Raw genomic sequence first — 24,712 nt, forward strand, 5'->3', positions numbered from 1 at the left:
AGCGGAGTCGAAACGCATCTTACGATTAATCTCACCCATCTACTTATTGGATCGCTTTCATAATGAAGTCAGCAATTTCGATCAGTTCGGATTTGTTGAAGGATTCGAGTAGCGATCGAGCAGCGGCTCTCGGTTCTAGGGGGATCGAAATTTGCTGTTTGGCGGCAGGTGCAGGAGTGGATTTTGCAGGTTGAGCAGGCGGATTAACTAGATTCTTTAAAGTCTCACTCACGCTGATTTTGTTAGCGCTTCCAGTTAGGAGCAAATCGCTGGCTTGCTTCAGATCCTTGATGACGACAGGAGCGAGAGTGACATAAGAATTTTTGGGATTCGCGATCGCTCTTTGCGCGGTTTGCAGCAATTTCACCCAGTTCGGAGTGGTGCTGCTGATTTGAATCAAACGGTTACAGAGCGCGACTAATTGCTGCCGTCCTTTCTGAGAATCACCCTGTTTGAACAGTTGCAACATCGCTTTGAGAACAGCCGTGATCTGAGTTGCAGCGGTTTGAGAGGAAGACGATTTCGGAGATGAGCTTTTTCCTGAAATCAATGTATTCAGGTAGGATTGCAGTTCTCGAAAGGTGGGTTCTGCTTCGGAAACCGCTTGCAGGGCATCTTCTTCACGTAATCCAAACGGACTTTGCAGTGCTTCGATCAATTCTTTCAGCGTGTCAAAGCCTTTGAGAAAAAGGTCTTCCAAACGTTGGTCAATTTTAACGGGGTGCTCTTTGAGGATTTTGAAGCAGTCCTCGAAATGGTGAGCGGTTTTTTGAATCCCATCAAAACCGAGCATGGCAGCACCGCCTTTGACCGAGTGAGCCGCCCGAAAAAGTTCGTTCACACGCTCCGAATCTGCCATCGTTGCCGCGAGATCGACCAAACCTTGCTCGATCGTATCGAGGTGTTCTTTCGCTTCTTCGATGAAATAGCCGAGAATTTGCTGTTGCTTAACAGATTGCACCGCCCTGCTCCTGAAGTGACAGATCCACAAATTTTTGGGGCAACTTGCCCGTGTAATCTGAGTGTTCCCTGGCGCGGTAAGAATTCACAGCAAAAATAGGCTAAATTGCTGTTATGACAAATCTTTGCGGCGATTTCATGAATTCGTGCTGAGATGTTAAGTCCTGATTGAGAAGTTTGAAATTCTCCAAATCAGACGGTTCTGATCCTGAACGATTCTACGATCGTGCGGATAATTAGACAGAATCGGGATTTCAGCGGTATAAGTAAGGCATTCCCGCAACGTCCGTTTTAGCGTGTCCAATTTAGTGTGTCTATGGAACAGTCGAATCTATTAGAACTCGCGAAGCAAGGTGAACCCAATGCGATCGCTGCCTTGATGAATGCGGTGTTGTCCCCGAAAGGCATCACGGCACGTGCGGGAATGGATCAGGACTGTCTGTGCATTTTTTTGGAGTCTCAGAAGCCGCTGAATCAAGAGACGCTGGTGGCATTTATTCAGAAAGGGCTGCTGGAATTGGGCAATGACTCGATTCGAGCGGTGAGAGCACAAGGAAAACGGCTCGGAGAAGAAAATTTTGCCTGGACACGGGAATTTTCACTGCGATCGACGGAACCCACTTCACGAGTCGCAACGCTTACCTCTCCAATCGAATTGGAAGACGAAGAGCCTGAAGAAGCGATCGTAGAAGATTCCATTGAAGAAGAGTTTGAAGAGGAATCATTATCGTTTCGGGGCTGGCTCAAAACTCGGTGGCGAGTCTATGCGATTCCGGTCGCGCTCGTGGTGGTTGGTGGCTTTATCGCAGGCGGTACGATGGCATTTTGGTCAACCGCGAAAAGTCAATCGCAAGGCTCGATCAATTCGGCAATGAAGCCGCGTCAGGATAGCGCGAGTGAGAAGCAGAAAGAAGCGGAAACCTATCTCAAGGCGATGACCGCTGCACAACAGAAGTTTTATCAGCAAAATAATCGATTTGCGAAAAGCTTGGAAGAATTAGAGCGATCGGCAAATGTGATCTCTCAAAGTTACAGTTATGCGTATCGATTACGAGTGGGAACCGATTCGGTGATTACAGCCGTTCCACGTGAGGCAGATCTGAAGAGCTATGTTGGGCTTGTTGCGGTCACACCATCGGGAACGGAAAGCTTGATTTGTCGATCACTTAAGCCTTCGACTCAAGCTCCTGAGAAACCGAAAGCAGCGAAGACGACGAAGAAATTGGCTTGTCCGAGTCGATCGCAGAAACTTTAGGAATGTGGTTTGAAGGAGAGGAATGTGATTTGAAGAAGCTCGTCGATCGCCTGAATCGCCCCTCGAATGGAATTCGGGGCTATCGGAACAAAGTCTGTTGAAACAGACTGAACCACTTGCATTTATTGGGCTATGGTTCTTTTAATAGAATTCAGAGCTTGTATTTAGAGGGTGTTTGAAAAGTAATCGTTGATCGCATTCACCCGCCCGGAAATGAATCTCCGGGCTAATCGGGGGAAGCCCACTAAACTGGGCTAAGAACTCCGAATGATTCTCCCAGTCCGCTTCAGCGGGGTTTCCTCCATTAGCCCGGAGATTCATTTCCGGGCGGACTGGCAACGCAGCAAAGCCGCTTTTTATACTTTTCAAACACCCTTTTAGATCAACAGTAGCTCCGAATTCTATTAAACAAATCTCTAAACCTTTGCTTCCAACGATTTGAGGAATTCTGTATTTACGCCCGATTCGCGGCTGAGAGCAATTTTGCCTGTTCGAGCAATTTCGCGCAGCCCAAACTTTTGCAGCACTTGAACGATCGCGACCAGTTTTCCTGGATCGCCTACCACTTCCAGAGTCAGCGAATCTTCTGCAACATCTACCACACGCGCCCGGAAAATCTGCGCCAACTCGACAATTTCCGATCGAGTCGAACTGCCTGCATTCACCTTCAGCAGCATCAGTTCGCGTTCAACACACGGAACTTCGGTGATGTCTTGAACCTTGATCACATTGATCAACTTGTAAAGTTGTTTGGTCAACTGCTCGATCACTCGATCGTCTCCAGGAACCACCATTGTGATTCGTGAAACGCCCATTTGTTCAGCGGGTCCCACTGCCAGACTTTCGATGTTGAAACCACGACGGGCAAACAATCCTGCAATCCGAGTCAGAACCCCGGCTTCATCTTCGACCAAAACCGAGAGCGTGTGCTTCATTGCTGTATGTTGAGTAACAATTTGTCTTTCTATGGTGCAACGATCGTTCCGTCTTGTCCACCCACGAGCAAAAGAATTTCTAAAATATCTTGAACCCGAAGAATTTTATCGATAAGGTAAAACACGACAGCGATCGAGGTGGATTCCTTCTCTAGAGCGATGGACATTCTGATGACTCGATCGCTCAATTGTCTGTGTAAAGTGATATTTGGAGTCAGAATTGTTATGGGCTGGTTACAAAGACTTTTTGGGCAAGAGAAGCCTGCAAATCCTCAACAGGCGGTGAGCGGTCAAGCGGCTCCGCAGGCAGTGGCATCGGCTCCTGCGGAGGCTCAAGTGGGTGGCACGATCGCGCCTGAACGGGTGGGATTGAATGGTGAGTACGACCAAAGTGGTTTGGCGAAGCGCGTGGCGTTGGCATTTGACCAAGATCCGCAGTTGGATGATGTGAATACGCTTTGGGTGGCACAGTTGGGGACGACTGTGGTGCTGAAAGGGAGTGTTCCGAGTCAGGATGTTTTGAATAAGATGGTTCAGGTTGCTCGTAGCGTAAACGGTGCACAATCCGTTGATACCAATCAGGTTCAGGTCGGCTAGTTTGAGCGCTGAATAATTGAAGACCTCCGGCTATCAGGTTGGAGGTCTTTCGTGTGAAAAGGGTTGTTTTACGATTTGGCTTTTTCTGGGCAGAAATATTTTGGCGCGATCGACATCATAACCAGAAATTCCTGTCTTAGCTCTTTTGCTTCGGTCTGAGTGTCTTTCGAGGAGGGTTGACGGTTTCGAGCGATCGATTCAGCGATCGTATCCATCGTGTCGGATTCTGGAGTACCGCCGTTTCGCAGATATTTGCAATAGGTGAGAGCGCTTTCAACCCGCCAATTTAGCATCGTTCTCCAGCGTTCTACGGCGGTTGGGTCATTGGATGCGATCGCAGAAGTTCGCCCAAATGCAGCTTGGTGGACTCGCTCAAATTCGGTCAAGTACTCCATTGAGCGCCGATGCAATTCGGGAGTTTTTGCGGGTTCGTTGGCGAATCCTGTTGGATGTGGAAGCGCGATCGCACACATCACTAAGCCTGCAAGACCGAGAACAAGAGTCTTTTTCATAAATCTCTCCAAAAAGCTCTCTCATCTTGCAAGCCAAAGCGATCGACGAAATCCGTGTTTGCCAGGAAATCATTAGGCAGGGATGAGCGCAAGGCGGTTAATCCTGCCTAGTAAACTTTTCGTGTAGATGCCTGGGCGAATAGAATTTGCAGCTACTTCATGCAAACACTCTAAGAGGGTGTTTGAAAAGTATAAAAAGCGGCTTTGCTGCGTTGCGAGTCCGCCCGGAAATGAATCTCCGGGCTAATGGAAGAAACCCCGCTAAAGCGGGCTGGGAGCGTAATACGGAGTTCTTAGCCCAGTTTAGTGGGCTTCCCCCGATTAGCCCGGAGATTCATTTCCGGGCGGGTGAATGCGATCAACGATTACTTCTCAAACACCCTCTAATGAATACTATTAGCTCGCCCAGTCTTTTGCCCAATTCAAAGTTTGGTGAACTTGCTCGATCGATGACGCTTCACAGTACAAACGCAAGACAGGTTCCGTTCCACTAAAACGAATCAACAGCCAGCTTTGATCTTCTAATCGGAATTTGTAACCGTCATCGGTTTGGCAGCTTACTACGGCTTTTCCAGCGATCGCTTGTGGAGGTTGCGTTTTCAATTGCTCTAACAATTTGGCGCGGACTTCCATGCTGGCAAGCGGGAGATCAATTCGATCGTATTCTGCCGAAAATCCGGCTTTCTCTTGCAAACGACGATACAGTTCGCCTAAGTCAGTTCCAGTTTGCACCACAGTTTCGAGAACGTACAAGGCAGAAAGTAGCGCATCTCGTTCTGGAATGTGATGTCCGTATCCGATCCCGCCGGATTCTTCGCCGCCAAGTAACACTTTCGCTTCGAGCATACGATCGGCAATATATTTGTACCCGATCGGGGTTTCATACACAGGCAATCCGTAGAGTTTTGCAACCAAGGGCATGAGATCTGAGCCACTTACAGTTTTGACAAATTCACCTGTGAAGCCTTTATCCACTAGATGTTCGAGCAAGATCGGAATCAGAATTTGAGAACTGAGAAAATTCCCTTTTGCATCGACCGCGCCCACTCGATCGGCATCTCCGTCAAATACCAATCCAACCGCTAAACTGTTGCCATCAAAATTCTGAATGGTGTGGAGAATTTTGGGGAGATACTTCGGCAAAGGTTCCGGTGCACCACCTTCAAAGAGAGGATCACGATCGCTGTTCAATTCATGGATTTCAACTCCAAGCAATCGGGATAATCCAGTCGCCGCTGCTCCGTGCATCACATCTGCGAATACGGTGACTTTACCTTGCTCGATCGCGGTTTTGATGGCAGAGGTATCGACTAGCGATCGCAATCCTTCACAGTAACTTTCCCAAGGATCGAACGTCGTGAATGTTCCGGGTGTCTTTTCAGCAGCAGGCTCGTTCTTTGCGAGTAATGCTTCAATCTTTTTCGTGACTTCGGGTGGAACTGATCCCCCATGAGCGCTTTTGACTTTCAAGCCTGAATAGTTTCCAGGATTGTGGCTTGCAGTAATGACGATCGCGCCTAACGCATTCAGTTTTTTAGCTGCCCAACTAAAGGCGGGAGTGGGAGCGAAACTTTCAGAAAACAGAATATCAAAGCCCATTTTGCGGATTGATTCTGCCGCAGTTCGGGCGAACTCTTCGGATAAAAAACGGCGATCGTAGCCCACGATCACGGTATTGCTTCCGGTTTCTGCACCGTAGACTTCCGACAAAACTTGAGCCGTGATCGGAGCCACTTGCATCACTCGATCGAAGGTAAAATCAGCAGCAATCACGCCGCGCCATCCATCCGTACCAAACTGAATCGGGTTAATCGTTGTAATCGTTATCGGCGCGTGAGCCATGAGCGCATTCTCCTCAGCAAAACAAAGGGGTTCGGGACACAAACAGTGTAACGGGATAGATTCGACTCAGTGCGAGTTTTTTGATCTTTCCCCTGTTTCTTTACAGCTTGCCTCAAGTTTTCCAGGAGAGTTCACAAATTTTTTGCACGTTCGATACAGGCGGAATCTGGGTGTTTCTGATATAACCCTCAACATTGTTCGCTGTTTGGAATTATGAGGGCTTCGTTAGTTTGGATGATGGCGATCGCGTCAGGGGCATCGGTCGCAAATTTGTACTACAATCAGCCACTTTTAGCTAAGATTGCTCATCAGTTTGGCGTGTCGGCTGCGGAGGTGGGCGCGATTCCAATGTTGACGCAGGTGGGATATGCGATCGGGGTTTTCTTGATTGTTCCGTTAGGAGATCGATTAGAGCGGCGACGATTGATCGTGATCATGACGATTCTTAGTGCGATCGCGCTTTTAATCGCAGCAACCGCAACGAATTTGATTTGGATGAGTGTGGCGAGTTTTGCGATCGGAGTGAGTGCGGTATCGGCTCAGATTTTGGTTCCATTTGCTGCCCAATTATGTGAACCTGCACAGCGGGGAAAAGTGGTTGGCATGGTGATGAGTGGATTGTTTATTGGAATTTTGGTGGCGCGGATTGTGAGCGGATTTGTCGGGCAACGATACGGATGGCAGGTGATGTATTGGTTGGGAAGTGTGGCAATGATTGTTTTAGCGATCGCGCTTTCTAAACAGCTACCGCGCTATCAATCAAGCTTGAAAATGGCGTATCCCGCATTGCTCCGATCGATGTTCAGTTTGATCCAACGAGAGCCAGCACTTCAGGTTTCATCGTGGATTGGAGCGATGTCGTTTGGAGCGTTTAGCGTGTTCTGGAGTACGCTTGTGTTTCTATTAGCTCAACCGCCTTATGAGTATGGAAGTGGTGTAGCAGGATTGTTTGGATTGATCGGAGTAGTAGGAGCATTCGCGGCTCCGATCGTTGGAAGAATTGCCGATCGTCGGAGTCCAGGATTTACAGTTCAAGTCGGAATTCTGATGACGACTACTTCGTTTTTAGTGTTCTGGATTTTTGGGAAACAATTACTAGGATTGATTCTAGGCGTGGTTCTCTTAGATCTGGGTGTGCAGACGACGCAGATTTCTAATCAAGCGACGATTTATCGATTGCCTATGGAATTTCATAGTCGGCTGAATGCGTTGTATATCATGCTTTACTTTGTCGGTGGCGCATTAGGATCGTATTTGGGAACCTCTGCTTGGAATCGGGCACAGTGGAATGGAGTTTGTGCGATCGGTTTTGTGATGATGCTGTTTGCTTGGTGTGGATTGTTCTGGCGACAACAGCGATTAAAGAATGTGGCATGAACAATCGAAAGCGATTTTTTCGATTCATACTATAGCAATGCGTTGAAGGAATAGAAGCGATGAATCCTGAACCGTCTGAGTTACCGATACTTTACCCGTGGGACCAAGGTGGCAAAGTGATGGAATTGCAGGAACTTCTACGGGCGCATGGATTTGAGGTCAGATTAAACGGAGACTTCGATCGATTCACTGAAGCTGCTGTGAAAGCTTACCAACATCAGCAAGGATTGAGAATTGATGGAGTTGTTGGTGAAAAAACCTGGATGGCGCTAACTTCCTCAGTGCAGCCTGGAACGCGATCGCTGAGGTGCGGATGTTGGGGTGCGGATGTTTGTGAACTTCAAGGATTGTTATTAGTGCATGGCTACAACATTGCTCGGAGTCGAATGTTCGAGGATGAGACAGAAGCGGCGGTGCGAGATTTTCAGGAGCGATCGCGCTTGCGAGTGACTGGAGTTGTAGATGCGACGACTTGGACATTTTTGAGAGGGCGTGGACTTTCTACACCGCCTCCGAAACAGAATCGCTGGATTATGAATCCGCGTAAGTGGTGGTAGCCCAACTCCACAATTTCGGCTAAAGAAAAGACGGAATCGCTATGATCGGGAGCGAAGAGAGTCGCTATTAGCCGATTAGGGAGTCTGAGATCGATGCTGAGTGCGGGTGAAGTCCTATACGATCGCTATCAACTAAAGGAGAAACTAGGTCATGGAGCCGGACGGCAAACTTGGCTGGCAAGTGATCAATCGATGAATTCTGAGCCTGTGGTTTTGAAGCTCTTAGCCTTTGGAGAACAATCACAGTGGGATGATCTCAAACTCTTCGAGCGCGAATCGCAAATCTTACGACAGCTTGATCATCTGAAAATCCCGAAATGCCGAGATTCGTTCTCGATCGACGATCGTATTCTTTGGTTTGGGCTAGTTCAAGACTATATTCCTGGCATTTCACTGAAACAATTAATTCAGGACGGCAAACGATTTTCAGAAGTAGAAGCGCGAAAAATTGCGATCGAAGTTCTCACCATTCTGCGCGATTTGCATGGTCTCAATCCGGTCATTCTGCACCGTGATATCAAACCGAGCAATCTGATTCTAGGAGCCGATCAGCAGATTTATCTCGTCGATTTTGGAGCCGTTCAAGACCGTCCGACTGTTGAAGGCACAACGTTTACGGTAGTTGGAACTTATGGCTATACCCCGATCGAACAGTTTGGCGGGCGTGCGGTTCCTAGTTCTGATCTCTATGCGTTAGGTGCAACATTGATTCATTTACTTACGGGAGTGTGTCCAGCAGATTTACCTCAAAAACAACTTAGAATTCAATGGCGTAATTTAGTAACGATCTCTCCAATGTTGGCAGATTGGATTGATCAACTGACTCATCCTGATCTAGAACAGCGATTTCAATCTGCGGCTCAAGCACTTGAGCATTTATATTCAGAAAGTCCAGTTTCGACTGCACCGATCGAGCGTCCGAAAAATACGCGAGTTCAATTAGTGCGATCGAAAAAACGTCTAGAAATTATCATTCCGAAAAATGCTCAGGAAGACGATTCTCGCTCAGAAATACTAGGGCTAATCATGGCAGGTGTAGCACTCCCGCTTCTGATGTTTGCTGCTCCGATCTTTGTATTGATGCTGATTGCAGGCGCACTAAGTTCTGCAAGCTGGATTCTGATCTTGGGATTAGTAGTTTTCTTTATGTTCATCAATCCCAAATTTCAGCGGACTTATGTAAAGTTCGATCGACGAGAATTCGTAGTAGAAACCCAGCGATTCAAAACGATGAGTAATCGAATGACGGGAATTACCCGCGATATTCGAGAAGTCCGACGCGACTCGAATGGACTAATCACAATCACGTCAGGTCCGTATCGAACTGGATATCGACTGCATCAATTTGGCGAAGAACTAACTGATTTCGAGCGGGCTTGGGTACTGAAAGAGATTCGATCGTGGCTCAAACTCAAATCGAATTCTTAAATTCTCTGTTAAGTTCCGCAAAGATGGGAGAATAGATCGAATCCAAAAACTCATCGATCGTACATCATGGCAGAAATTCAATTTTCAAGAGGCATTACCGAAAACGTGATTCCCGATGTTCGTCTGACCCGCTCGAAAGACGGCAGCAACGGAACTGCAACTTTTATTTTTGATAAACCTAAAGCATTAGAAGCAGAAAACACCGATAGCATTACCGGAATGTATATGATCGATGAGGAAGGCGAAATCCTTACCCGCGAAGTAAAAGCGAAATTCATCAATGGTCAACCCGCAGCCCTTGAAGCGTTGTACATTATGAAATCCGTCGAAGATTGGGATCGCTTTATGCGGTTTATGGATCGCTACGCAGAATCAAATGGTCTAGGCTTTACAAAGTCATAATGCAACCTCATCCCGACGATCGACAAATTTCCGTTTCTTGTGCTGTGATTACCGTAAGCGACACGCGCACAAGAGAAACCGATCGGAGTGGTCAATTGATCCAACAGCTTCTAGAACAATCGGGACATACGATCGCACATTACGCGATCGTTCCCGATGAACCGGATCAAATTCGATCGCAATTAGAGATTGATACTGAGGCGATTATTCTGAGCGGTGGAACAGGAATCGCACCGAGAGATACAACTTACGACGCGATCGAACAATTGCTCGAAAAAACGCTTCCAGGATTCGGGGAGATTTTCCGTTCTCTTAGCTACGCCGAAATTGGATCGAGAGCAATAACATCAAGAGCGATCGCGGGCGTTTATTCAGGTAAATTAATTTTCTCGCTTCCTGGCTCATCAAATGCGGTCAAACTCGCACTTGAGAAATTGATCCTGCCAGAGCTTGTGCATTTAGTAACCCTGTTGAAAGGTTAAGTCGATCGACTACCCTACTAGGTGCATCGGGTCTACAAGCACTTCCGCCTCTGATTTCATGTACCCCACTGGCAGAAGACCAATTGCTTTGGAAGACTTACGCCAGCATTCCGCGATATCGACGGCACGATCGCGTTCTGATTGTCGATCGCTCGATGATTTCTGAGATCGCTCTATCATTCCCCAAAATGTCGATCGCTCAATGACTTAGGGCGATCGCCCTACTTCGCCCTCACCGATTGATCTCATCCCCTGAAAAAAGTCCGTCTAGCATTCAAAAAAAGTTCCGCTAACCGCCAAAATTGGCTTTTGCTGTGCGCCAACACTCGGTAGGCTAAACATTAAACACTTCTGCAATTCAACAATGCCAACCTCTAAGCCGCTTCAATCTAAAACTCCCTTACTTCGACTGTTGGACTATGGGAAACGCTATCGATCGCAGATTTGGATGGCAGCAAGTTGTTCGATCGTGAATACCTTAATGGATCTCGCACCACCCGCACTCATGGGAGCCGCGATCGATGTCTTACTCAAACAGCAAAACTCTTTCTTATCTCAATTCGGCATTCAGAGTGTCATTCATCAGTTCTTTCTACTCGCCTTGCTCACAGTGCTAATTTGGGGACTCGAATCGCTCTCGAACTATGGCTATGACTTACTCTGGCGCAATCTTGCTCAGAATATCCAGCACGACTTACGCTTAGATGCTTACACTCATCTGCAAGAGCTAGAATCTGCTTACTTTGAAGAACAGACCACAGGCGGCTTAATCGCGATACTCAGCGATGATATTAATCAACTCGAACACTTCCTCAATACGATCGCAAATAACATCATTCAAATTGTCAGCGCAGTTCTCATTCTGATGGTTGGTGCGTTTCTAGTTCTACCTGTCGAGATTGCGATCGCGTCAATGCTACCCATGCCGTTTATTCTGCTCGGCTCATTGCGCTATCAAAAATTGCTAGAGCCTCGGTACGATCGTGTACGTGAGCAAGTCGGCGATCTCAATGCTCGGCTCGAAAACAATATCAGCGGTATTACCACTATCAAAAGCTTTACGGCTGAGGGGTATGAACGCGATCGCTTAAAAGCAGAAAGTAACGCCTATCGTCGCAATAACTCTAAAGCCATTCGACTGTCTGCGGGATTCATACCACTCATTCGCATCTTAGTTCTAATCGGATTTACAACATTATTAGTATTAGGCGGAATTGCAGCATTTTCGGGTAGATTGTCGATCGCAAGCTATAGTATTGCTCTGATTCTGATTCAGCAACTACTCTGGTCATTAGTTGACTTAGGAGAAATCTTTGATTCGTATCAACGCGCAATGGCATCGACAAAACGAATTATGGATTTGCTCGATACGCCTGTGCAGATTCAGACTGGAAAGATCGCACTCTCAAACGTTCAGGGCGAAGTAAGCTTCGATCGTGTAACTTTTGCTTATCCCAGTCGTCGCCCTGTGCTAACAAATCTATCGCTGCATATTCCTGCTGAGAAAACAACTGCGATCGTGGGTTCAACTGGATCAGGAAAAAGTACACTCGTTAAGCTATTGCTGCGATTCTATGAGGTGAATTCTGGCAGAATAACGATCGACAATCTTGATATCCGAGATCTGAACTTACAGGATCTTCGTCGCAGCATTGGGTTAGTCAGTCAAGATGTGTTTCTCTTTCATGGCACTGTTGCAGAAAACATTGCCTACGGGAGCTTTGATGCAACCGAGCAAGAGATTATCACAGCGGCAAAAGTAGCAGAGGCACATGAGTTTATTGAACGACTGCCAGAAGGCTATCAAACAATTGTGGGAGAGCGGGGACAGAAGCTATCCGGAGGACAACGGCAGAGATTAGCGATCGCCAGAGCCGTGATCAAAAATCCACCGATTCTGATTCTCGATGAAGCGACTTCTGCCGTGGATAATGAGACGGAAGCGGCGATTCAGCAGTCTTTGGCGCGAATTACTCAGAACCGAACGACGATCGCGATCGCGCATCGCCTTTCAACGATTCGCCATGCTGACTGTATCTATGTGATGGAACACGGGCAGTTTGTTGAGTCAGGAACTCATGAACAATTGTTAGAGCAGGATGGAACTTATGCCAACCTTTGGAGAGTACAATTAGGAATTACTCTCATCAATTCCTACCCTGATTACCATGACTATCTCGATGTCTGAGCAAGTTTGGGCTGACTACGAGGAAGAGTTAATTAGTCAAGCACAATATCCTGATCTAGAAGATCAGCACGATTTGCTGATGCCTCAACCCGCGTGGCTGGCTCAAGGATATGTACGAGAAATTGCCCTGCGCGATGGCATCACAATCAAGGTAGATCACTACAAAATGCGCGATCGCTGGGAACAGGCGAACCCAGAAGGGGAAGAAGCGGTTCGGTTTCACTGCCATCTCTCAGGCGATCATTTGGATGCTCGTACAGAAGTGGGCAACCTGGAATACTCACTGTATGGCAGTGGTATCACTCCCAAGCAGACAATGATTTGTTCCGGTCAGTTCCCGATCGTGGAAGTGACGATCGAGATGGAGCCGGAGGTATTAACAGCATTTGTGGGTCGGCAAGGAGAACTACCATCAGAGTTTCAGCACTTGATTGGGTCTACGAGTCAACCGTCTTATGCGCGGGTGGGATCGCTTTCTCCAACGATGCAGCGCGTTCTTTGGCAAATTCTGCGGTGTCCGTATCAGGGCATGACCAAGCGGATGTATTTGGAGAGTAAGGCGTTAGAAGTTGCCGCACTGATGTTGGAGCAGGAACGGGAAGCACAGCAGGGACGACGATTGACGATCGCACTAAAGCCAGATGAGGTCGATCGAATTCATCTGGCGCGGGAAATCTTGCTGCGGAATTTGGAGCAACCGCCTTCGCTGATGGAGTTGGCGCGACAGGTGGGACTGAATGATAATTCGCTGAAACGGGGATTTAAGCAGGTGTTTGGTCAGCCTGTGTTTGCTTATTTGCTCGACTATCGCATGGAGCAGGCGCAGCAGTTGTTGATGGCGGGAGAACTGAAGGTGGGTGAGGTGATGCAGCGGGTGGGCTTTCGCAGTCGGAAATACTTTGCAGAAGCGTTTCGGAAGAGATTTGGAGTCAATCCCAAGGACTATCTGAATCCAAAAAATTCCCGCTAACACCCAAAAATAGTTCTTTTAGCACTCAGCGATCGCTTGTGATTCACGGTCTAATTTTGGTATTTCTTGAGAGAGATTTTCAAGAAGGTGTGGCGAGATGAGTGGACGATCGACGCTGGAGCAAGGATTGAGAGCGCAAAATATAGCCTGGATGCTCAGCATTCTATCGGTGTTTGTCACCTCGATCGCGGGAGCAGCGGAACCGACAACCGTTCGGGATGTGTCTGCTCCAGCAAAGACGGTGAAAGAGTGGGTGGCACAGGTAGAAGCGGCGACGGCTCAAGTCATTGCGATTCGAGTAGTTCCGGTTGAGAATCGTCTACAGGTGCAGCTTGACACTGCTGATGGTAGAACGTTGCAAGCGACGACGCGAGAAGAAGGGAATACGCTGATTGCTGAGATTGCGAATGCGGTGTTGGTGCTACCGAGTGGGCAATCGTTTCGGGCAGAGAAGCCAGCGATCGACATTACAGAAATCACAGCAACTCAAATTAATGCTTCGACGGTGCAGATTCGGATTGTGGGAGATGGAATTGCGCCGATCGCTGAGGTTGTGAAGAGCGATCGGGGTTTGGTGCTGAGTGTCGAACCTGATGAAGATGCCTCTGAAGAAGAAATTACGGTAACGGGTGCAGGGCAAAGCGGCTATCGAGTCCCAAATGCGAGTACAGCAACCCGGACAGATACACCGATTCGGGATATTCCTGCTTCGATTCAGGTTGTGCCGCAGGAGGTATTGCGCGATCGTAACGTCAGAACTACGGCTGAGGCAGTAGAAACAGTCAGTGGTGTACTTGATGGCTCAAACAGCTACGGTGCGCCAGGTGGAACTTTTCTCATTAGAGGATTTAACATCGGCGAGGGTTCAGGAGGCAACCTAAGAAACGGCTTCCGAGATTATGATTACTACTCTGTGTCATCGATTGGAACGATCGAGCAAATAGAAGTGCTGAAAGGACCCGCTTCAGTTTTATTCAGCGCTCAGGAACCCGGTGGAGTCATTAATACTGTTACTAAAAAACCTCTCAACACGCCTTATTACAATATTGCATTCCAAGCAGGAAACTATGGCTTCTATCAACCTAGTATTGACTTTTCTGGACCATTAACAGCAGACCGTAATGTTCTGTACAGGTTCATTGCTAGTTATCGGGGCGCTGGAAGTTATCAGGATTTTGTGAGTTCTGGGACAACCACGATCGCTCCTTCAATTACTTTGAGATTGGGAGAGCGGACAGATCTCAACCTATCCTATGAGTACGTCCGATATTTTGCAGATAATCCAATTTTTGAAGTTCCTCTACTGAGCGATGGCAGCTTACCGCCTCGAAATTTTTACCCTGCCTATCCTAGTTTAGTTTTGCAGGATGTCACAACGAATAGAATTGGCTTGAATCTAAATCATAGATTCAGTGAAAATTTGCAGGTGCGTAGTAATCTTGCGATCGTCTTGAATCAGCGAACTCTTAACCGAAATGGGTTTTCTACCCTCGTTGACGATCGTATTCTGACAGACTCATTCGCTGAGGAATCTAGCGAGTGGGCAAATAGCTACTTCGGACAAATTGACTTGCTTGGGAAATTTAACACTGGCTCGATTTCTCATCAACTTTTAGCAGGCTTTGATATCAGCTATCTTGAATTTGATTATCGGGCTTTTAGTACCACGGTACCGGATTTAGATATCTTGAATCCAAACTACGATATTCCAAGACCCGAATATTCACCAGGCTTTGCCTATGGTCAACTAAACAAAAGTTATGGCATCTACCTCCAGGATCAAATAGCTTTGAGCAACAACGTGAAGCTACTAATTGGTGGTCGCTATGATTGGACATCCTCTGACCTGGAAATCCGTAGCAATGATACTAATGAGCCAGTGATCAACGATGGAGCCTTTAGCCCCCGTGTTGGCTTGGTTTATCAGCCCAGCGATACTATCTCTCTCTATGCCAGTTACAGCAGTTCTTTTAAACCAAGCAGCGGGTTCAGCATTAATCCCGATGGGGGAGCATTCAAACCAACGCGGGGAACTCAATACGAAGTAGGAGTAAAAACAGACTTTTTAGATCGCAAGCTTTCGGCAACTCTTGCTGCGTATCACCTTACTAGAACAAACGTGATTACACCTGACCCGAACAATCCTGGTTTTTCGATTCAGACTGGAGAAGCCAGAAGTCAGGGCATTGAGTTAGATGTCGCAGGCGAGATCTTGCCAGGTTGGAAAATTGTTGCTTCCTATGCTTATACCGATGCAGAAGTCACAAAAGACAACTCGACTCCCGTTGGCAATCAATTGGACAACGTACCTTTCAACCAAGCCAGTCTTTGGACGACGTATGAAATTCAGCAAGGCAACTTAAGAGGGCTAGGGTTTGGCTTAGGTCTCTTTTACGTTGGTGCAAGACAGGGCGATCTAGCAAATTCGTTTGAGATCCCTAGCTACTTACGAACTGATGCAGCAGTGTACTACCGTCGCGATGGCTTTAATGCAGCAGTTAATATTCGCAATCTGTTTGATGTAGATTCAATTAGATATTCTTTCGGCAGAACCTTTATTCAAAGGGATGCGCCCTTGACTATCACAGGTTCGATTGGTTGGACATTCTAACGCCTTTGATATTAACTAGAAGTCCAACCCTGTATCATGAATAGACTATCCTGCCTGCGATCGAAGAACGAGCATGATGAAAAGACAGTCGCATCACCTAGTTAAACTATCCTTACTTGTGATTCTTTCCTTAGCTCTAATTGCAGCTTGCTACCAACCTATCATTAAAAAATCTCACCCCTCCTTGCTGTCTCCTTCTGAGTGTCGAGTCGTCCAACACAAACTTGGTGATACCTGCGTTCCAGTTAAGCCACGGCGTATCATTGCACTAGACTCTCGTATCATACTCGATCCTCTAATCGCTCTGGGTGTTAAACCTATTGGTTTTGCGTCTCACAACAGCAAAGGGAAAGAGGTTCTTCTGGGTGTATCTTCTAATGAAGTCAAAGAAATCAAGAATGTTGGAGACTCAGCACAGCCTTCATTAGAAGAAATCTTGATGCTTAAGCCTGACCTAATCTTATCGACAGATTACAGCAATACTCATCAACGATATCGGTTGTTATCCGCGATCGCGCCTACTGTTTCAATTCCTACCGAGGCTGACATAGCGTCAAATACAAACTTGGAGAACAAAGCTTTCTTTAAAGAGAATCTTCGATATATTGCTAGATTGATTGGTCAAGAAGCGAAAGCAGAGGAAGAATTGGATCAATACCAAAGACGAGTTGAAGAACTAAGAAAGCGACTGGAAAAACAGGCACAGAAAGCAGAGATCTCTGTCATTTTTTACGGTGAGGGTTACATTTGGACAATTGCTAGAAGTGATTCCATTTCTCATATTTTGACTGATGCTGGGCTACGGTATAGAGTTCTACCTGATGGCAAGGAGTGGATGCTCAGCATTGAAGCGATCGATGAATATGATGCTGATGTCGTATTTATTGTTGATATTGATGAGCGATCGCCAAACTTCTATTCTCAAAATTCCATTTTCAGTAGGCTAAAAGCATTTAAAAACAATCGTGCTTATGTTGTCAGCCAAGAGAATTGGAGATCGTTCGGTATTTCAGGAGCCAATAAGATATTAGATGACCTTTACAAATATTTGGTCAACACTTCTTAACTGTCGTTTTACTGGTCTGCCAAGCCCCTTCATCTCTGCAACGTCGCGATCGTCGTTGTGGTATTGTCTGATTTCTCCGTTAGCGCGATCGCGTCAAGCTTCCAGAACTGCGATCGCGCTTATTTCAGGGCTTGTGCTAGGAATGCGATCGCGGTAGCTTTACCAGGTGCGATCGCCTTGACCATTCATTCAGCCAGCGAGCCGCAGCTTGAAGAAAAGACCGCTATCGTCATTGTGGTACTCTGATTTCTCTTGGCACAGCGCGATCGTAGTTTGAGGAGCAGTCCGCGATCGCATTGCTTATTGTGAACAGACATACGATCGCTGAAAACATCACACCGTAAGTAGACGCTGTACTCTTAAATTTCAATGTTGACGAATGTATTCTACTAAAGCCTGATTAATTAGCGATTGATATCCCTGCTCACCCGCCTTCGTCTCAAAATACTCCAAAACAAACGCATCTAGCAGAATCTCAACCCGACGCTGCCCCCGTTCAACAGGCTTTCCCCCAACACGCAGCACCGCCCGGCTCATCTGCTCCTCTGTCACCTCTGGAATCTCAGACAAATCAATCTCCTCATCCGTCATTGCATCAATCCGCTCCCAATCCGTCTCAGAAGTTTTGGAAGAAAATGGCTTGTTCACGTTTCGTCCCCTCCCGCATTGAAATCACTCGAATCTCATCCCCCACTTCGGTATGAGCAATCACTACTACCCTGCCCTGCAACATCCCCATTGTAATGAATCGTTGCTCTCCATAAGTATAGCGGTCATCTTCAAACGTGAAAGTTGCCCCCTCAAAAACTTGTGCAGCATCGAGAAAATCAAATCCATGTTTTGCTAAATTGGAGCGCCGCTTATTTTCATCCCAGGTGAATTGCATTCGTCAACCCACATCCAGACCATTGATTTGTCCAATCTTACTGGAGAATCAGCGATCGCGCCAAGATTCCAGAACTCCGATCGCCCTTGTGGTACTCTGATTTCTCTCACCGCAGTGCGACCCTTGCGGTATCTGCGGAGCAGCGCGCACTCTCAAGAACCTTAGCGCGATCGCGCTTACTTCAGAGCTTGTGCTAGAGATGCGATTACGTTGATGTCTGTTCAATGAGCGCGATCGCGGTGGTTTGAATATTTAGCCGTAGCATGGATCAAATCTGCGATCGACGTTCTCAACTAATCGGTAAATATTCGATGCGATCCTGGTATTCATCCTCAAAGGAAGCCCCTGCGATGATGATTAATTCCTCAACGGTTTGCCCAATACTACGATCGGTATTAATGGTAAAAATTCCTGGAATATGACGACCTAACGCTAGATGGTCAGCCAGATGTTTCGGCATTGACTTGCGATTGTTCGTCACTAAGATAAATCCATTCGTTTGACACCAAATCAAAATTTCTGGATCGAGAGTGCCCTTGGGTGGCGCGTCCAAATCCCCAATAATCCGCACTACTAATTCAGAATCACGTCGCACCAGTTGGGCGCGATACGCTGGATTGAGATGCTCATCCAATAGATACCGAATTGCCATTAGTGTTCCTGCAATTGCTTGCCAGCTTGCTCCTCCCGTATTTGCCGAAACCTCAGTCTGGCAGGAGAAGGATTTCGCTCCTGTTCTTCCCGCATCGTGCGAGAAAACTCCAGCCAGTCTGCCAGATACGCATCTATCTCTGAGCGATGATGCAAGTAATACAAGATGGTGGCGTAGACCTGTTCGAGCGTCACCGTATGAAATTGTTCGGCGATTTCTTCGGGTGTTTTGCAACGATAGATGTACTCGTACAGAATTGACTCAATCCCAATCCGAGTCCCTTTGAGCCGAATATCGTCTGGTGACAATACATTGAAATAATCTTCCAGTTGCATGGAGCCAGTCCTCTGAAATCAACCATTCTACTGCGATTATAGACGGTAACAATTTCTGAAAACGATAACCATTCATCTAGGATTGCTATATGTGATGGAGCATGGGCAATTTGTTGAGTCAGGTACTTATGAGCAATTGCTGGAGAAGGATGGGGCTTATGCGAAACTCTGGCGGGTGCAGTCGGGAATTCTCTGAGCGCGATCGTGGTATTATTGCGAATAATTGCCATTCACAGTACTTGCAATCCTGATCTAGCCCACCATGACCCTAATTCTTAATTAATCTGACTTAGAGGAATTGGAGCAGCAGGCTCCTATCACTTGTCCCAGCAATCTGATTTTGGATGAGTTTGAGGAACTGACAGGAGTCCCAGAATGTTTAGGGCGGGGGTACAGTCGTGCAATGGAGTTGTTGCCTGGGGTCTGGTTGAATTTTTTGGATATCGAATACTATCAGGATTCCGGGATGAAGGTGTCAGCGCATGAACACCTGATTCAGATGACGATTTTTTCCTCTAGCTTTATGGGCTGTAGTATCTACCCTCTGTTCGGCGGAAGTTGTAGCTATTTTTCAGGAAGCGGGCTCTCGCCTGCCTATATTGAGCGGTATCAGGGTGGACAGCGTATTACTCACATCAATGTTGAGATTGATCCAGATGTTCTGGAATCTGCTTTTTTAGATGATCATCAGCGCAAGTCGGATACGATTCGGCAATTGTTCAAAGGGGAAGAGTGGAAGGCTTCGTTTTATCCGAAAGTTACGCCAGAAATGCGATCGCTGGTTCAGCAGATGTGGAATGTGCCATATCGGGGTGCAGCCAAGCGGATGTACCTTCAGGCAAAGGTGCTAGAACTGTTGGCGATTCACCTTGATCTGATTGCGGAAGATACTGCACAGAATCAAGTTTCACTCGGATTAAAACCGAAGACGATCGAGCGGTTGCACCAGGCGAGGGCAATTTTGACGACGCAGTTTGTGAATCCGCCTTCGTTGCCAGAGTTAGCTCAACAAGTCGGATTGAGCCATCGCACGCTTCAGCGAGGATTTCAGACCTTGTTTGATACAACGATTGTGGGGTATTTAAAGCAACGACGATTGGATCAGGCAGAACAGCTATTGCGTCAAGGCAATCGATCGGTGGCTGAGGTGGCGCTTTTGGTTGGGTATGGGCATTTGGGGCATTTTGCGACTGCGTTTAAGCGGCGATTTGGGATTACGCCGAGTCAGTGTTTGGCAGGAAAACGCACATCTTTACTAGAATAAGTTTATTCTCTCCCCCTTCGAGGTTGTATGAACCCATCCATCAGCGATGAACGCATCCGTTGGACGACGGCAGATCTGGAACTGTTGCCCGAAAGTAGCAACCGTTACGAAATCATTAATGGAGAATTATTGGTGACGAGAGCACCTCACTGGAAACATCAAAAAACAGCAAACCGTGCGGCTAGCGCTCTCGATATCTGGTCACTTTCCACTGGACTAGGTGAAACAGTTCAAGCTCCTGGGGTGATCTTTAGCGATGCAGATAATGTGATTCCAGATGTAGTCTGGGTGAGCCAAGAGCGGCTGGCGAACGGGTTAGATGAGGCGGGTCATCTGACTCTAGCGCCTGAACTGGTGGTGGAGGTGCTATCGCCGGGAGTGGAAAACCAGCGCCGCGATCGGGAAACCAAGCTAAAACTTTATGCAGAGCGGGGAGTTCAGGAGTATTGGATCTTGGACTGGCGATCGCAGCAGGTGGAAGTCTATCGTCGGCAACGGGGGCTGTTAAAGTTAGTTGTCACGTTGTTTGTTGGCGATGACATCGTATCGCCCTTGTTGCCAGATTTTAGCTGTCCCGTTGCCCGATTATTTGTTTGACTCGCGATTCGGCTCCTTGAACTTCTGAATTTAGCCGTTTGGCGTTTTTTGGATTAGGATTAGCGCATTTTGGATAGACAGACCCAGAGCAACTTCTTTACACTCTCTTGCAAATTACTTTTGATAAGTAATTTGCAAGAGAGTGATTTGTAAGGAGTGGGCGATGAGTGTAGGATCATCTGTGCGAGTATTGTTGGCGATCGTCATTTCAGGAGGCGCGACCCTTCCGGTATCTGCGGAGCAGCGCGTACATTGGACGCTACCAGGAACAGCACAGGAGAAAGTTCCGCATCTGCAAGAGCGCGATCGTCCTGCAACTTCGGTGAAAGAATGGATGGCACAGGTGGAAGCTGCCATTGTTCGGGTAACGGGGGTGAGACTCGATCGGACTGATGGAGGACTGCGAGTGGTTCTCGAAACAGAAGCAGGTCAGAGTTTGCAAGCGACGCAACAATCCGAAGGAGATACGCTGATTCTCACGGTTCCGAATGCAGTGTTAGCGTTGAGCAATGGACAATCCTTTGAGGCAGAGAATCCGGGAGCGGGAATCAGTCGGGTTACTGTCTCTCAGATAGATGCGACTAACATTCGGATTCGGATTGCTGGGCTGAATGATTTACCGACAGCCGAGGTTGTTGCTGGACAAGGGTTAGTGTTGGCAGTGACACCGGAAGCAGGAGAGGAAGAAGAGATTACGGTGACGGGGGAGGGAGCGCGAGGCTATCGAGTGCCAAATGCGAGTACGGCGACGCGGACGGATACGCCGATTCGGGATATTCCTCAGTCGATTCAGGTTGTGCCGCAAGAGGTGCTGCGCGATCGTAACGTCAGAACTATTACTGAAGCAGTAGAAACGGTGAGTGGTGTAGTCGATGGTTCAAACAGTTACGGCGCACCTGGTGGAACCTTCATCATTAGAGGATTTAATCTAAGTACAGGACAAAAATTGTAGAACTTGCATGAATTCAGTTGCTTTTTGCTCGAAATTGAGAACAATATTGCGAAGATGATCGAAGCCATAGCGAAAGATACTTTTAGCTTTGCGACCATGCTTTTTAATCGTGAGCGGTTTGAGCTGATGCAGCCACTCCCCGATGAGAATTGCCCAACATAAGGCTAATGAAAGCAGGGCGAGTAGCTTACTCAATCGCTCTGGGTCTGTCAGATGGGTCGATTCCAAGCAGAAGCCACGGGTCTTGAACATGCCAAAAAGTGTTTCAATGCCCCAGCGCTTCGCGTAATCGAGAATGGCAGATTTGGGAGCGCTTTGGGTTGCAACCACAAGGAGTTGACCATCGGCTAAACGCAATGCGGCAATGTAGACCCTGAAATGAACCCTCAAAACTAGACCAGGTACTCCGAATTTTTAGCAGCATTTACTTGTTCATCAGTATACTGCTTCCTTCATTTGTTTTCAGGTTTGTCTTACTGTTTCTCTTCCTGCTCACGCTTGAACTCAATGAGCGTTCTTAGCAGTACTTGCCTTTCTATTAGTATACTGCTTGTTCTTGTTCAATTCTACATTTATTTTACTGTTTCTTCCTCCATTCATCTTCAAACTCAATCGGCGTTAAGTACCCAATTGACGAATGTATCCGCTTCTTCATGTACACATCTTCCAAAAACGTCTTGATCTGTTGATACGCTTCTGCAAAGTTGCGATACTCCGATAAGTCCACTTCCTCCTCCTTAATCGTTCGCATCAGTCGTTCTGCATAGCCATTCTGCGTTGGCTCTCCCACTTCTGCCATGCTAATCTGCACCCCTCGCTGTTTCAGCACGTCAACGTATCCAGTCGCAGCATATTGCACCCCTTGGTCTGTATGATGAATTTCCGGCTGGTGATGTTCTAAGGCTTGATTGAGAGCCGTCAGAGTCAGACTGTGATCTAATCCTCGCCCTAAGTGCCAACCGCGAATACAACGGGTGAACACATCCATCCGATCCAATACACGACAGATATCTGTTGAGATTTTTGGCGTGTCGCCCAGGTTGATTGATTTACTCAACCGTCTATCTGACAAGCGTTCTGAGTCCTCTTAATGCACTGGTTGCGTATCTCGTGGGCACAAATGCGCGGATTCATACTAAACAGCATTTGCATATCGCCCCGACGTGTATAGTGAATTTCACGGCGGTACATGCGATGCCCATCAGGACATTCCACAGATTCATCATCCAGGATTTTGAAGTCTTTGCCTGCATACTTGTGACGACTTTTCGCCCAACCCTCCGAAACCGTCATGGCTCCATAGCGAGGGGCGGGTAGTTTACTAGATTGAGGCGCAGATGCTGGTTGAGGGGCTTCTGGTTGAGGAGTCGCAACCTCCTCGGTTCTCTCTGGTAGAGCAGACGACCATTCTGTTTGCCGCCCACACAATTGAGGCGATTGTGCCGCTCCTGCTCGAATCCGCCAGTTCCACACCCATTGATTCAAAATCTGCCAAAAGCTTTGTCCTTGTGCTTGCCAACTACACCATCGGTCACCATCTTGTTCTTTGTCTTCTTCTGCAAGCGTTTGCTCAAATCCACCCCGACCACAATAGAGATTCAGCACATCGGTTGCGGTAAATTGCTCGACTGGAAGGGAGGTGAGAAATAGCTCATGAATGTACTTCCCGTTGCATTTGCCCACTGCCCGTTTGCGCTTGTCAAATCGCTCCATTCGCACAATCACCAGGCGCATCGGTTCATGGTAGCCGCGTCGGGTCGAATCCAGGCAAGGAATATCAAAGAGTTCGCGGGGATGAGGACTATCCGGATAGGTAATCGTGGCATGAGGGGGTTGCCTTAGCGCTTCTACAACGGTTGGGTCAGTGAGCAAATGATAGTCGCGACAACGAATGGCATAAGCGATCTTCGCTTGTTGCAGCGGGCTAACATAGCTCGCTGCCATACAGTCCATCGAGTCGAACAATGCCCTGCCCGATAGTTAACCCTTGGGTCTGAAGATAGCGTTTCACTAAGCCACAAGCACGAGCAAGATCTGGCTTTGGAGTGCCATTGCCAGGAGCAGCAAACGTGCCTAGCCATTCGTGGGTATGGGCACAAGCTACCGTGCTGCGGGTGCGAACATAGTCTCCCCGCTTGCGTCCGCCATACCCTGGAGCGCAAGCATTTTCGCTGCGCCGCTTCACCTGTGGATGCGTTGGTGCATTGACTAAAGCACGATGTCGAGTCGCCTTGACCGTGCCATCGACATCAAAGATTACCCATCGCGCTCCAGTGCGGTCACTCAATCCCATTGCGGTGTTCATTTCAATTGGATGTGCCAGTAAATCCATCTCAAATAAGTTTCGCAACTGCTCAACAGCAGACTCATCGACATCGGCTAGAAAACGGCTCAAGGTTGCTGCGACTGGACACTTTTCTCGTTTCCAGACTGACATTAGCACAGGCTTAACGCTCTCTAGCTGCTGGAAAAATAACTTGAGAGTTTCGACTCCACTGACCGCATAAGCGAGAAGTAAAAGTGCGAAGTCACACACCTCATACTGTCCCATCCGCCCGCGACTGACTCGAACCTGCTGCTGTAACTGGTCGAGCAATCCACTCTGATTCCAGTATTGTCCTACCAAAAGTGCTTCTGCTAACCAACTTGGAATGGCAAGATTGGATTGTTCTGTGGTGGTAACTTCTAACAAACCTGCTACAGTAAAGCCAACATTGTTTTCTGACATCGGGAACTGCCTCCATGCAGGACAACTCGATGTCTTTTCTTAGCGAATTTAGTGAACTTTATAATCCCCTCTGTGTCTTGTTTCTAGCATTTACCCTGGCACTGGTTGCGTATCCC

The 24,712-nt window shown here is 47.5% G+C and carries 29 protein-coding genes and 1 pseudogene; 17 read left to right on the forward strand and 13 right to left on the reverse strand.

Going from position 1 to position 24,712, the window contains the following annotated elements:
• Positions 1-43 precede the first annotated feature (43 nt).
• Positions 44-961 carry an Hpt domain-containing protein gene (locus ACQ4M5_RS36170; protein ID WP_430680637.1) on the reverse strand — a complete coding sequence of 306 codons (918 nt, stop codon included), beginning with the start codon at positions 959-961 and terminating at the stop codon, positions 44-46.
• A 315-nt stretch (positions 962-1,276) separates the two neighbouring features.
• Between ACQ4M5_RS36170 and ACQ4M5_RS36175 the strand changes: the two genes are divergently transcribed.
• Positions 1,277-2,215 carry a type IV pilin-like G/H family protein gene (locus ACQ4M5_RS36175; RefSeq protein ID WP_430680638.1) on the forward strand — a complete coding sequence of 313 codons (939 nt, stop codon included), beginning with the start codon at positions 1,277-1,279 and terminating at the stop codon, positions 2,213-2,215.
• Entirely contained in the window at positions 2,188-2,316 is a 129-nt protein-coding gene (locus ACQ4M5_RS36180) for a hypothetical protein (protein ID WP_430680639.1), read from the forward strand. The genes ACQ4M5_RS36175 and ACQ4M5_RS36180 overlap by 28 nt, the downstream gene beginning before the upstream one ends.
• Positions 2,317-2,631: 315 nt before the next feature.
• Here ACQ4M5_RS36180 and ilvN read toward each other — a convergent pair whose 3' ends face one another.
• Together ilvN and ACQ4M5_RS36190 are read right to left on the reverse strand one after the other, a co-directional pair.
• The gene (gene ilvN, locus ACQ4M5_RS36185) at positions 2,632-3,150 is read right to left on the reverse strand and encodes an acetolactate synthase small subunit (protein WP_430680640.1); all 519 of its coding nucleotides are present in this window, start codon (positions 3,148-3,150) and stop codon (positions 2,632-2,634) included.
• A 29-nt stretch (positions 3,151-3,179) separates the two neighbouring features.
• Positions 3,180-3,317: a hypothetical protein gene (locus tag ACQ4M5_RS36190; RefSeq protein WP_430680641.1), complete on the reverse strand. Its 138-nt coding sequence runs from the start codon at positions 3,315-3,317 to the stop codon at positions 3,180-3,182.
• Between ACQ4M5_RS36190 and ACQ4M5_RS36195 the strand changes: the two genes are divergently transcribed.
• Positions 3,310-3,747, forward strand: a complete 438-nt coding sequence (locus ACQ4M5_RS36195; RefSeq protein WP_430680642.1) for a BON domain-containing protein — start codon at positions 3,310-3,312, stop codon at positions 3,745-3,747. The two genes, ACQ4M5_RS36190 and ACQ4M5_RS36195, sit on opposite strands and share 8 nt — an antisense overlap.
• Before the next feature lie 68 nt (positions 3,748-3,815).
• Here the strand turns inward: ACQ4M5_RS36195 and ACQ4M5_RS36200 are convergent, their stop codons facing one another.
• Complete coding sequence (locus ACQ4M5_RS36200) at positions 3,816-4,259, reverse strand: hypothetical protein (RefSeq protein ID WP_430680643.1); 444 nt, start codon at positions 4,257-4,259, stop codon at positions 3,816-3,818.
• Between the two features lie 396 nt (positions 4,260-4,655).
• Positions 4,656-6,101: a phosphoglucomutase/phosphomannomutase family protein gene (locus ACQ4M5_RS36205; protein WP_430680644.1), complete on the reverse strand. Its 1,446-nt coding sequence runs from the start codon at positions 6,099-6,101 to the stop codon at positions 4,656-4,658.
• Between the two features lie 213 nt (positions 6,102-6,314).
• Here ACQ4M5_RS36205 and ACQ4M5_RS36210 point away from each other — a divergent pair, with 213 nt between their 5' ends.
• The 11 genes from ACQ4M5_RS36210 to ACQ4M5_RS36260 all read left to right on the forward strand — a co-directional run bounded on the left by ACQ4M5_RS36210 (position 6,315) and on the right by ACQ4M5_RS36260 (position 17,428).
• Complete coding sequence (locus ACQ4M5_RS36210; RefSeq protein WP_430680645.1) at positions 6,315-7,478, forward strand: MFS transporter; 1,164 nt, start codon at positions 6,315-6,317, stop codon at positions 7,476-7,478.
• Between the two features lie 59 nt (positions 7,479-7,537).
• Positions 7,538-8,035, forward strand: a complete 498-nt coding sequence (locus tag ACQ4M5_RS36215; protein WP_430680646.1) for a peptidoglycan-binding domain-containing protein — start codon at positions 7,538-7,540, stop codon at positions 8,033-8,035.
• Positions 8,036-8,128: 93 nt separating this feature from the next.
• A complete protein-coding gene (locus tag ACQ4M5_RS36220; RefSeq protein WP_430680647.1) occupies positions 8,129-9,463 on the forward strand; it encodes a protein kinase domain-containing protein in 1,335 nt (444 codons plus the stop codon).
• Between the two features lie 66 nt (positions 9,464-9,529).
• Positions 9,530-9,865, forward strand: coding sequence for a photosystem II reaction center protein Psb28 (gene psb28, locus ACQ4M5_RS36225; protein ID WP_068381177.1), 336 nt, complete (start codon positions 9,530-9,532; stop codon positions 9,863-9,865).
• Positions 9,865-10,347: a MogA/MoaB family molybdenum cofactor biosynthesis protein gene (locus ACQ4M5_RS36230; protein ID WP_430680648.1), complete on the forward strand. Its 483-nt coding sequence runs from the start codon at positions 9,865-9,867 to the stop codon at positions 10,345-10,347. Before psb28 ends, ACQ4M5_RS36230 begins: the two co-directional genes overlap by 1 nt.
• 83 nt (positions 10,348-10,430) lie before the next feature.
• Positions 10,431-10,553 (forward strand): hypothetical protein, encoded by a 123-nt coding sequence (locus ACQ4M5_RS36235; protein WP_430680649.1) that lies wholly within the window; start codon positions 10,431-10,433, stop codon positions 10,551-10,553.
• Between the two features lie 158 nt (positions 10,554-10,711).
• The gene (locus ACQ4M5_RS36240) at positions 10,712-12,535 is read left to right on the forward strand and encodes an ABC transporter ATP-binding protein (RefSeq protein ID WP_430680650.1); all 1,824 of its coding nucleotides are present in this window, start codon (positions 10,712-10,714) and stop codon (positions 12,533-12,535) included.
• Positions 12,528-13,505: a helix-turn-helix transcriptional regulator gene (locus tag ACQ4M5_RS36245; RefSeq protein WP_430680651.1), complete on the forward strand. Its 978-nt coding sequence runs from the start codon at positions 12,528-12,530 to the stop codon at positions 13,503-13,505. The genes ACQ4M5_RS36240 and ACQ4M5_RS36245 overlap by 8 nt, the downstream gene beginning before the upstream one ends.
• Before the next feature lie 97 nt (positions 13,506-13,602).
• Complete coding sequence (locus tag ACQ4M5_RS36250; protein ID WP_430680652.1) at positions 13,603-16,116, forward strand: TonB-dependent siderophore receptor; 2,514 nt, start codon at positions 13,603-13,605, stop codon at positions 16,114-16,116.
• A 73-nt stretch (positions 16,117-16,189) separates the two neighbouring features.
• Positions 16,190-17,182: an iron-siderophore ABC transporter substrate-binding protein gene (locus ACQ4M5_RS36255; RefSeq protein ID WP_430680653.1), complete on the forward strand. Its 993-nt coding sequence runs from the start codon at positions 16,190-16,192 to the stop codon at positions 17,180-17,182.
• A gap of 57 nt (positions 17,183-17,239) precedes the next feature.
• The gene (locus ACQ4M5_RS36260; protein WP_430680654.1) at positions 17,240-17,428 is read left to right on the forward strand and encodes a hypothetical protein; all 189 of its coding nucleotides are present in this window, start codon (positions 17,240-17,242) and stop codon (positions 17,426-17,428) included.
• Between the two features lie 120 nt (positions 17,429-17,548).
• Here the strand turns inward: ACQ4M5_RS36260 and ACQ4M5_RS36265 are convergent, their stop codons facing one another.
• From ACQ4M5_RS36265 to ACQ4M5_RS36280, 4 genes are all read right to left on the reverse strand, one after another.
• On the reverse strand, positions 17,549-17,830 hold the full coding sequence (locus tag ACQ4M5_RS36265; protein ID WP_430680655.1) for a BrnA antitoxin family protein: 282 nt from the start codon (positions 17,828-17,830) through the stop codon (positions 17,549-17,551).
• The gene (locus tag ACQ4M5_RS36270; RefSeq protein ID WP_430680656.1) at positions 17,799-18,068 is read right to left on the reverse strand and encodes a BrnT family toxin; all 270 of its coding nucleotides are present in this window, start codon (positions 18,066-18,068) and stop codon (positions 17,799-17,801) included. The genes ACQ4M5_RS36265 and ACQ4M5_RS36270 overlap by 32 nt, the downstream gene beginning before the upstream one ends.
• 289 nt (positions 18,069-18,357) lie before the next feature.
• Entirely contained in the window at positions 18,358-18,720 is a 363-nt protein-coding gene (locus ACQ4M5_RS36275) for a hypothetical protein (protein ID WP_430680657.1), read from the reverse strand.
• Positions 18,720-19,055, reverse strand: coding sequence for a DUF433 domain-containing protein (locus ACQ4M5_RS36280; RefSeq protein ID WP_430680658.1), 336 nt, complete (start codon positions 19,053-19,055; stop codon positions 18,720-18,722). Before ACQ4M5_RS36280 ends, ACQ4M5_RS36275 begins: the two co-directional genes overlap by 1 nt.
• Before the next feature lie 298 nt (positions 19,056-19,353).
• Between ACQ4M5_RS36280 and ACQ4M5_RS36285 the strand changes: the two genes are divergently transcribed.
• The 3 genes from ACQ4M5_RS36285 (at position 19,354) to ACQ4M5_RS36295 (ending at position 21,868) form a co-directional block, all read left to right on the forward strand.
• Positions 19,354-20,319: a helix-turn-helix transcriptional regulator gene (locus ACQ4M5_RS36285; RefSeq protein ID WP_430680659.1), complete on the forward strand. Its 966-nt coding sequence runs from the start codon at positions 19,354-19,356 to the stop codon at positions 20,317-20,319.
• Between the two features lie 27 nt (positions 20,320-20,346).
• The gene (locus ACQ4M5_RS36290; protein ID WP_430680660.1) at positions 20,347-20,916 is read left to right on the forward strand and encodes a Uma2 family endonuclease; all 570 of its coding nucleotides are present in this window, start codon (positions 20,347-20,349) and stop codon (positions 20,914-20,916) included.
• Positions 20,917-21,079: 163 nt separating this feature from the next.
• Positions 21,080-21,868 carry an AMIN domain-containing protein gene (locus ACQ4M5_RS36295; protein WP_430680661.1) on the forward strand — a complete coding sequence of 263 codons (789 nt, stop codon included), beginning with the start codon at positions 21,080-21,082 and terminating at the stop codon, positions 21,866-21,868.
• On the opposite strand, the pseudogene ACQ4M5_RS36300 reads toward ACQ4M5_RS36295, so the two are convergent.
• The 4 genes and pseudogenes from ACQ4M5_RS36300 to ACQ4M5_RS36315 form a co-directional block, all read right to left on the reverse strand.
• Positions 21,845-22,240: pseudogene (locus tag ACQ4M5_RS36300) on the reverse strand (transposase); the annotation flags it as partial. The gene ACQ4M5_RS36295 and the pseudogene ACQ4M5_RS36300 overlap by 24 nt on opposite strands.
• A gap of 205 nt (positions 22,241-22,445) precedes the next feature.
• Positions 22,446-22,940 (reverse strand): transposase, encoded by a 495-nt coding sequence (locus ACQ4M5_RS36305; protein ID WP_430680662.1) that lies wholly within the window; start codon positions 22,938-22,940, stop codon positions 22,446-22,448.
• The gene (locus ACQ4M5_RS36310; protein WP_430680663.1) at positions 22,922-23,812 is read right to left on the reverse strand and encodes a hypothetical protein; all 891 of its coding nucleotides are present in this window, start codon (positions 23,810-23,812) and stop codon (positions 22,922-22,924) included. Before ACQ4M5_RS36310 ends, ACQ4M5_RS36305 begins: the two co-directional genes overlap by 19 nt.
• Positions 23,793-24,596, reverse strand: coding sequence for a hypothetical protein (locus ACQ4M5_RS36315; RefSeq protein WP_430680664.1), 804 nt, complete (start codon positions 24,594-24,596; stop codon positions 23,793-23,795). Before ACQ4M5_RS36315 ends, ACQ4M5_RS36310 begins: the two co-directional genes overlap by 20 nt.
• Positions 24,597-24,712: the final 116 nt, after the last annotated feature.

Origin of the sequence: Leptolyngbya sp. AN10 (genome assembly GCF_050565645.1) — a bacterium.
Lineage (GTDB): Bacteria > Cyanobacteriota > Cyanobacteriia > Leptolyngbyales > Leptolyngbyaceae > Leptolyngbya.

What these genes read in the sequence shown, in the direction of transcription:
- ACQ4M5_RS36175 (WP_430680638.1), top strand. Translation starts at nt 1,277, where the DNA reads ATGGAACAGTCGAATCTATTAGAACTCGCGAAGCAAGGTGAACCCAAT.
- ilvN (WP_430680640.1), bottom strand. Translation starts at nt 3,150, where the DNA reads ATGAAGCACACGCTCTCGGTTTTGGTCGAAGATGAAGCCGGGGTTCTG.
- ACQ4M5_RS36195 (WP_430680642.1), top strand. Translation starts at nt 3,310, where the DNA reads ATGGACATTCTGATGACTCGATCGCTCAATTGTCTGTGTAAAGTGATA.
- ACQ4M5_RS36190 (WP_430680641.1), bottom strand. Translation starts at nt 3,317, where the DNA reads ATGTCCATCGCTCTAGAGAAGGAATCCACCTCGATCGCTGTCGTGTTT.
- ACQ4M5_RS36200 (WP_430680643.1), bottom strand. Translation starts at nt 4,259, where the DNA reads ATGAAAAAGACTCTTGTTCTCGGTCTTGCAGGCTTAGTGATGTGTGCG.
- ACQ4M5_RS36205 (WP_430680644.1), bottom strand. Translation starts at nt 6,101, where the DNA reads ATGGCTCACGCGCCGATAACGATTACAACGATTAACCCGATTCAGTTT.
- ACQ4M5_RS36210 (WP_430680645.1), top strand. Translation starts at nt 6,315, where the DNA reads ATGAGGGCTTCGTTAGTTTGGATGATGGCGATCGCGTCAGGGGCATCG.
- ACQ4M5_RS36215 (WP_430680646.1), top strand. Translation starts at nt 7,538, where the DNA reads ATGAATCCTGAACCGTCTGAGTTACCGATACTTTACCCGTGGGACCAA.
- ACQ4M5_RS36220 (WP_430680647.1), top strand. Translation starts at nt 8,129, where the DNA reads ATGCTGAGTGCGGGTGAAGTCCTATACGATCGCTATCAACTAAAGGAG.
- psb28 (WP_068381177.1), top strand. Translation starts at nt 9,530, where the DNA reads ATGGCAGAAATTCAATTTTCAAGAGGCATTACCGAAAACGTGATTCCC.
- ACQ4M5_RS36230 (WP_430680648.1), top strand. Translation starts at nt 9,865, where the DNA reads ATGCAACCTCATCCCGACGATCGACAAATTTCCGTTTCTTGTGCTGTG.
- ACQ4M5_RS36240 (WP_430680650.1), top strand. Translation starts at nt 10,712, where the DNA reads ATGCCAACCTCTAAGCCGCTTCAATCTAAAACTCCCTTACTTCGACTG.
- ACQ4M5_RS36245 (WP_430680651.1), top strand. Translation starts at nt 12,528, where the DNA reads ATGTCTGAGCAAGTTTGGGCTGACTACGAGGAAGAGTTAATTAGTCAA.
- ACQ4M5_RS36250 (WP_430680652.1), top strand. Translation starts at nt 13,603, where the DNA reads ATGAGTGGACGATCGACGCTGGAGCAAGGATTGAGAGCGCAAAATATA.
- ACQ4M5_RS36255 (WP_430680653.1), top strand. Translation starts at nt 16,190, where the DNA reads ATGATGAAAAGACAGTCGCATCACCTAGTTAAACTATCCTTACTTGTG.
- ACQ4M5_RS36270 (WP_430680656.1), bottom strand. Translation starts at nt 18,068, where the DNA reads ATGCAATTCACCTGGGATGAAAATAAGCGGCGCTCCAATTTAGCAAAA.
- ACQ4M5_RS36275 (WP_430680657.1), bottom strand. Translation starts at nt 18,720, where the DNA reads ATGGCAATTCGGTATCTATTGGATGAGCATCTCAATCCAGCGTATCGC.
- ACQ4M5_RS36280 (WP_430680658.1), bottom strand. Translation starts at nt 19,055, where the DNA reads ATGCAACTGGAAGATTATTTCAATGTATTGTCACCAGACGATATTCGG.
- ACQ4M5_RS36290 (WP_430680660.1), top strand. Translation starts at nt 20,347, where the DNA reads ATGAACCCATCCATCAGCGATGAACGCATCCGTTGGACGACGGCAGAT.
- ACQ4M5_RS36295 (WP_430680661.1), top strand. Translation starts at nt 21,080, where the DNA reads ATGAGTGTAGGATCATCTGTGCGAGTATTGTTGGCGATCGTCATTTCA.
- ACQ4M5_RS36310 (WP_430680663.1), bottom strand. Translation starts at nt 23,812, where the DNA reads ATGGCAGCGAGCTATGTTAGCCCGCTGCAACAAGCGAAGATCGCTTAT.
- ACQ4M5_RS36315 (WP_430680664.1), bottom strand. Translation starts at nt 24,596, where the DNA reads ATGTCAGAAAACAATGTTGGCTTTACTGTAGCAGGTTTGTTAGAAGTT.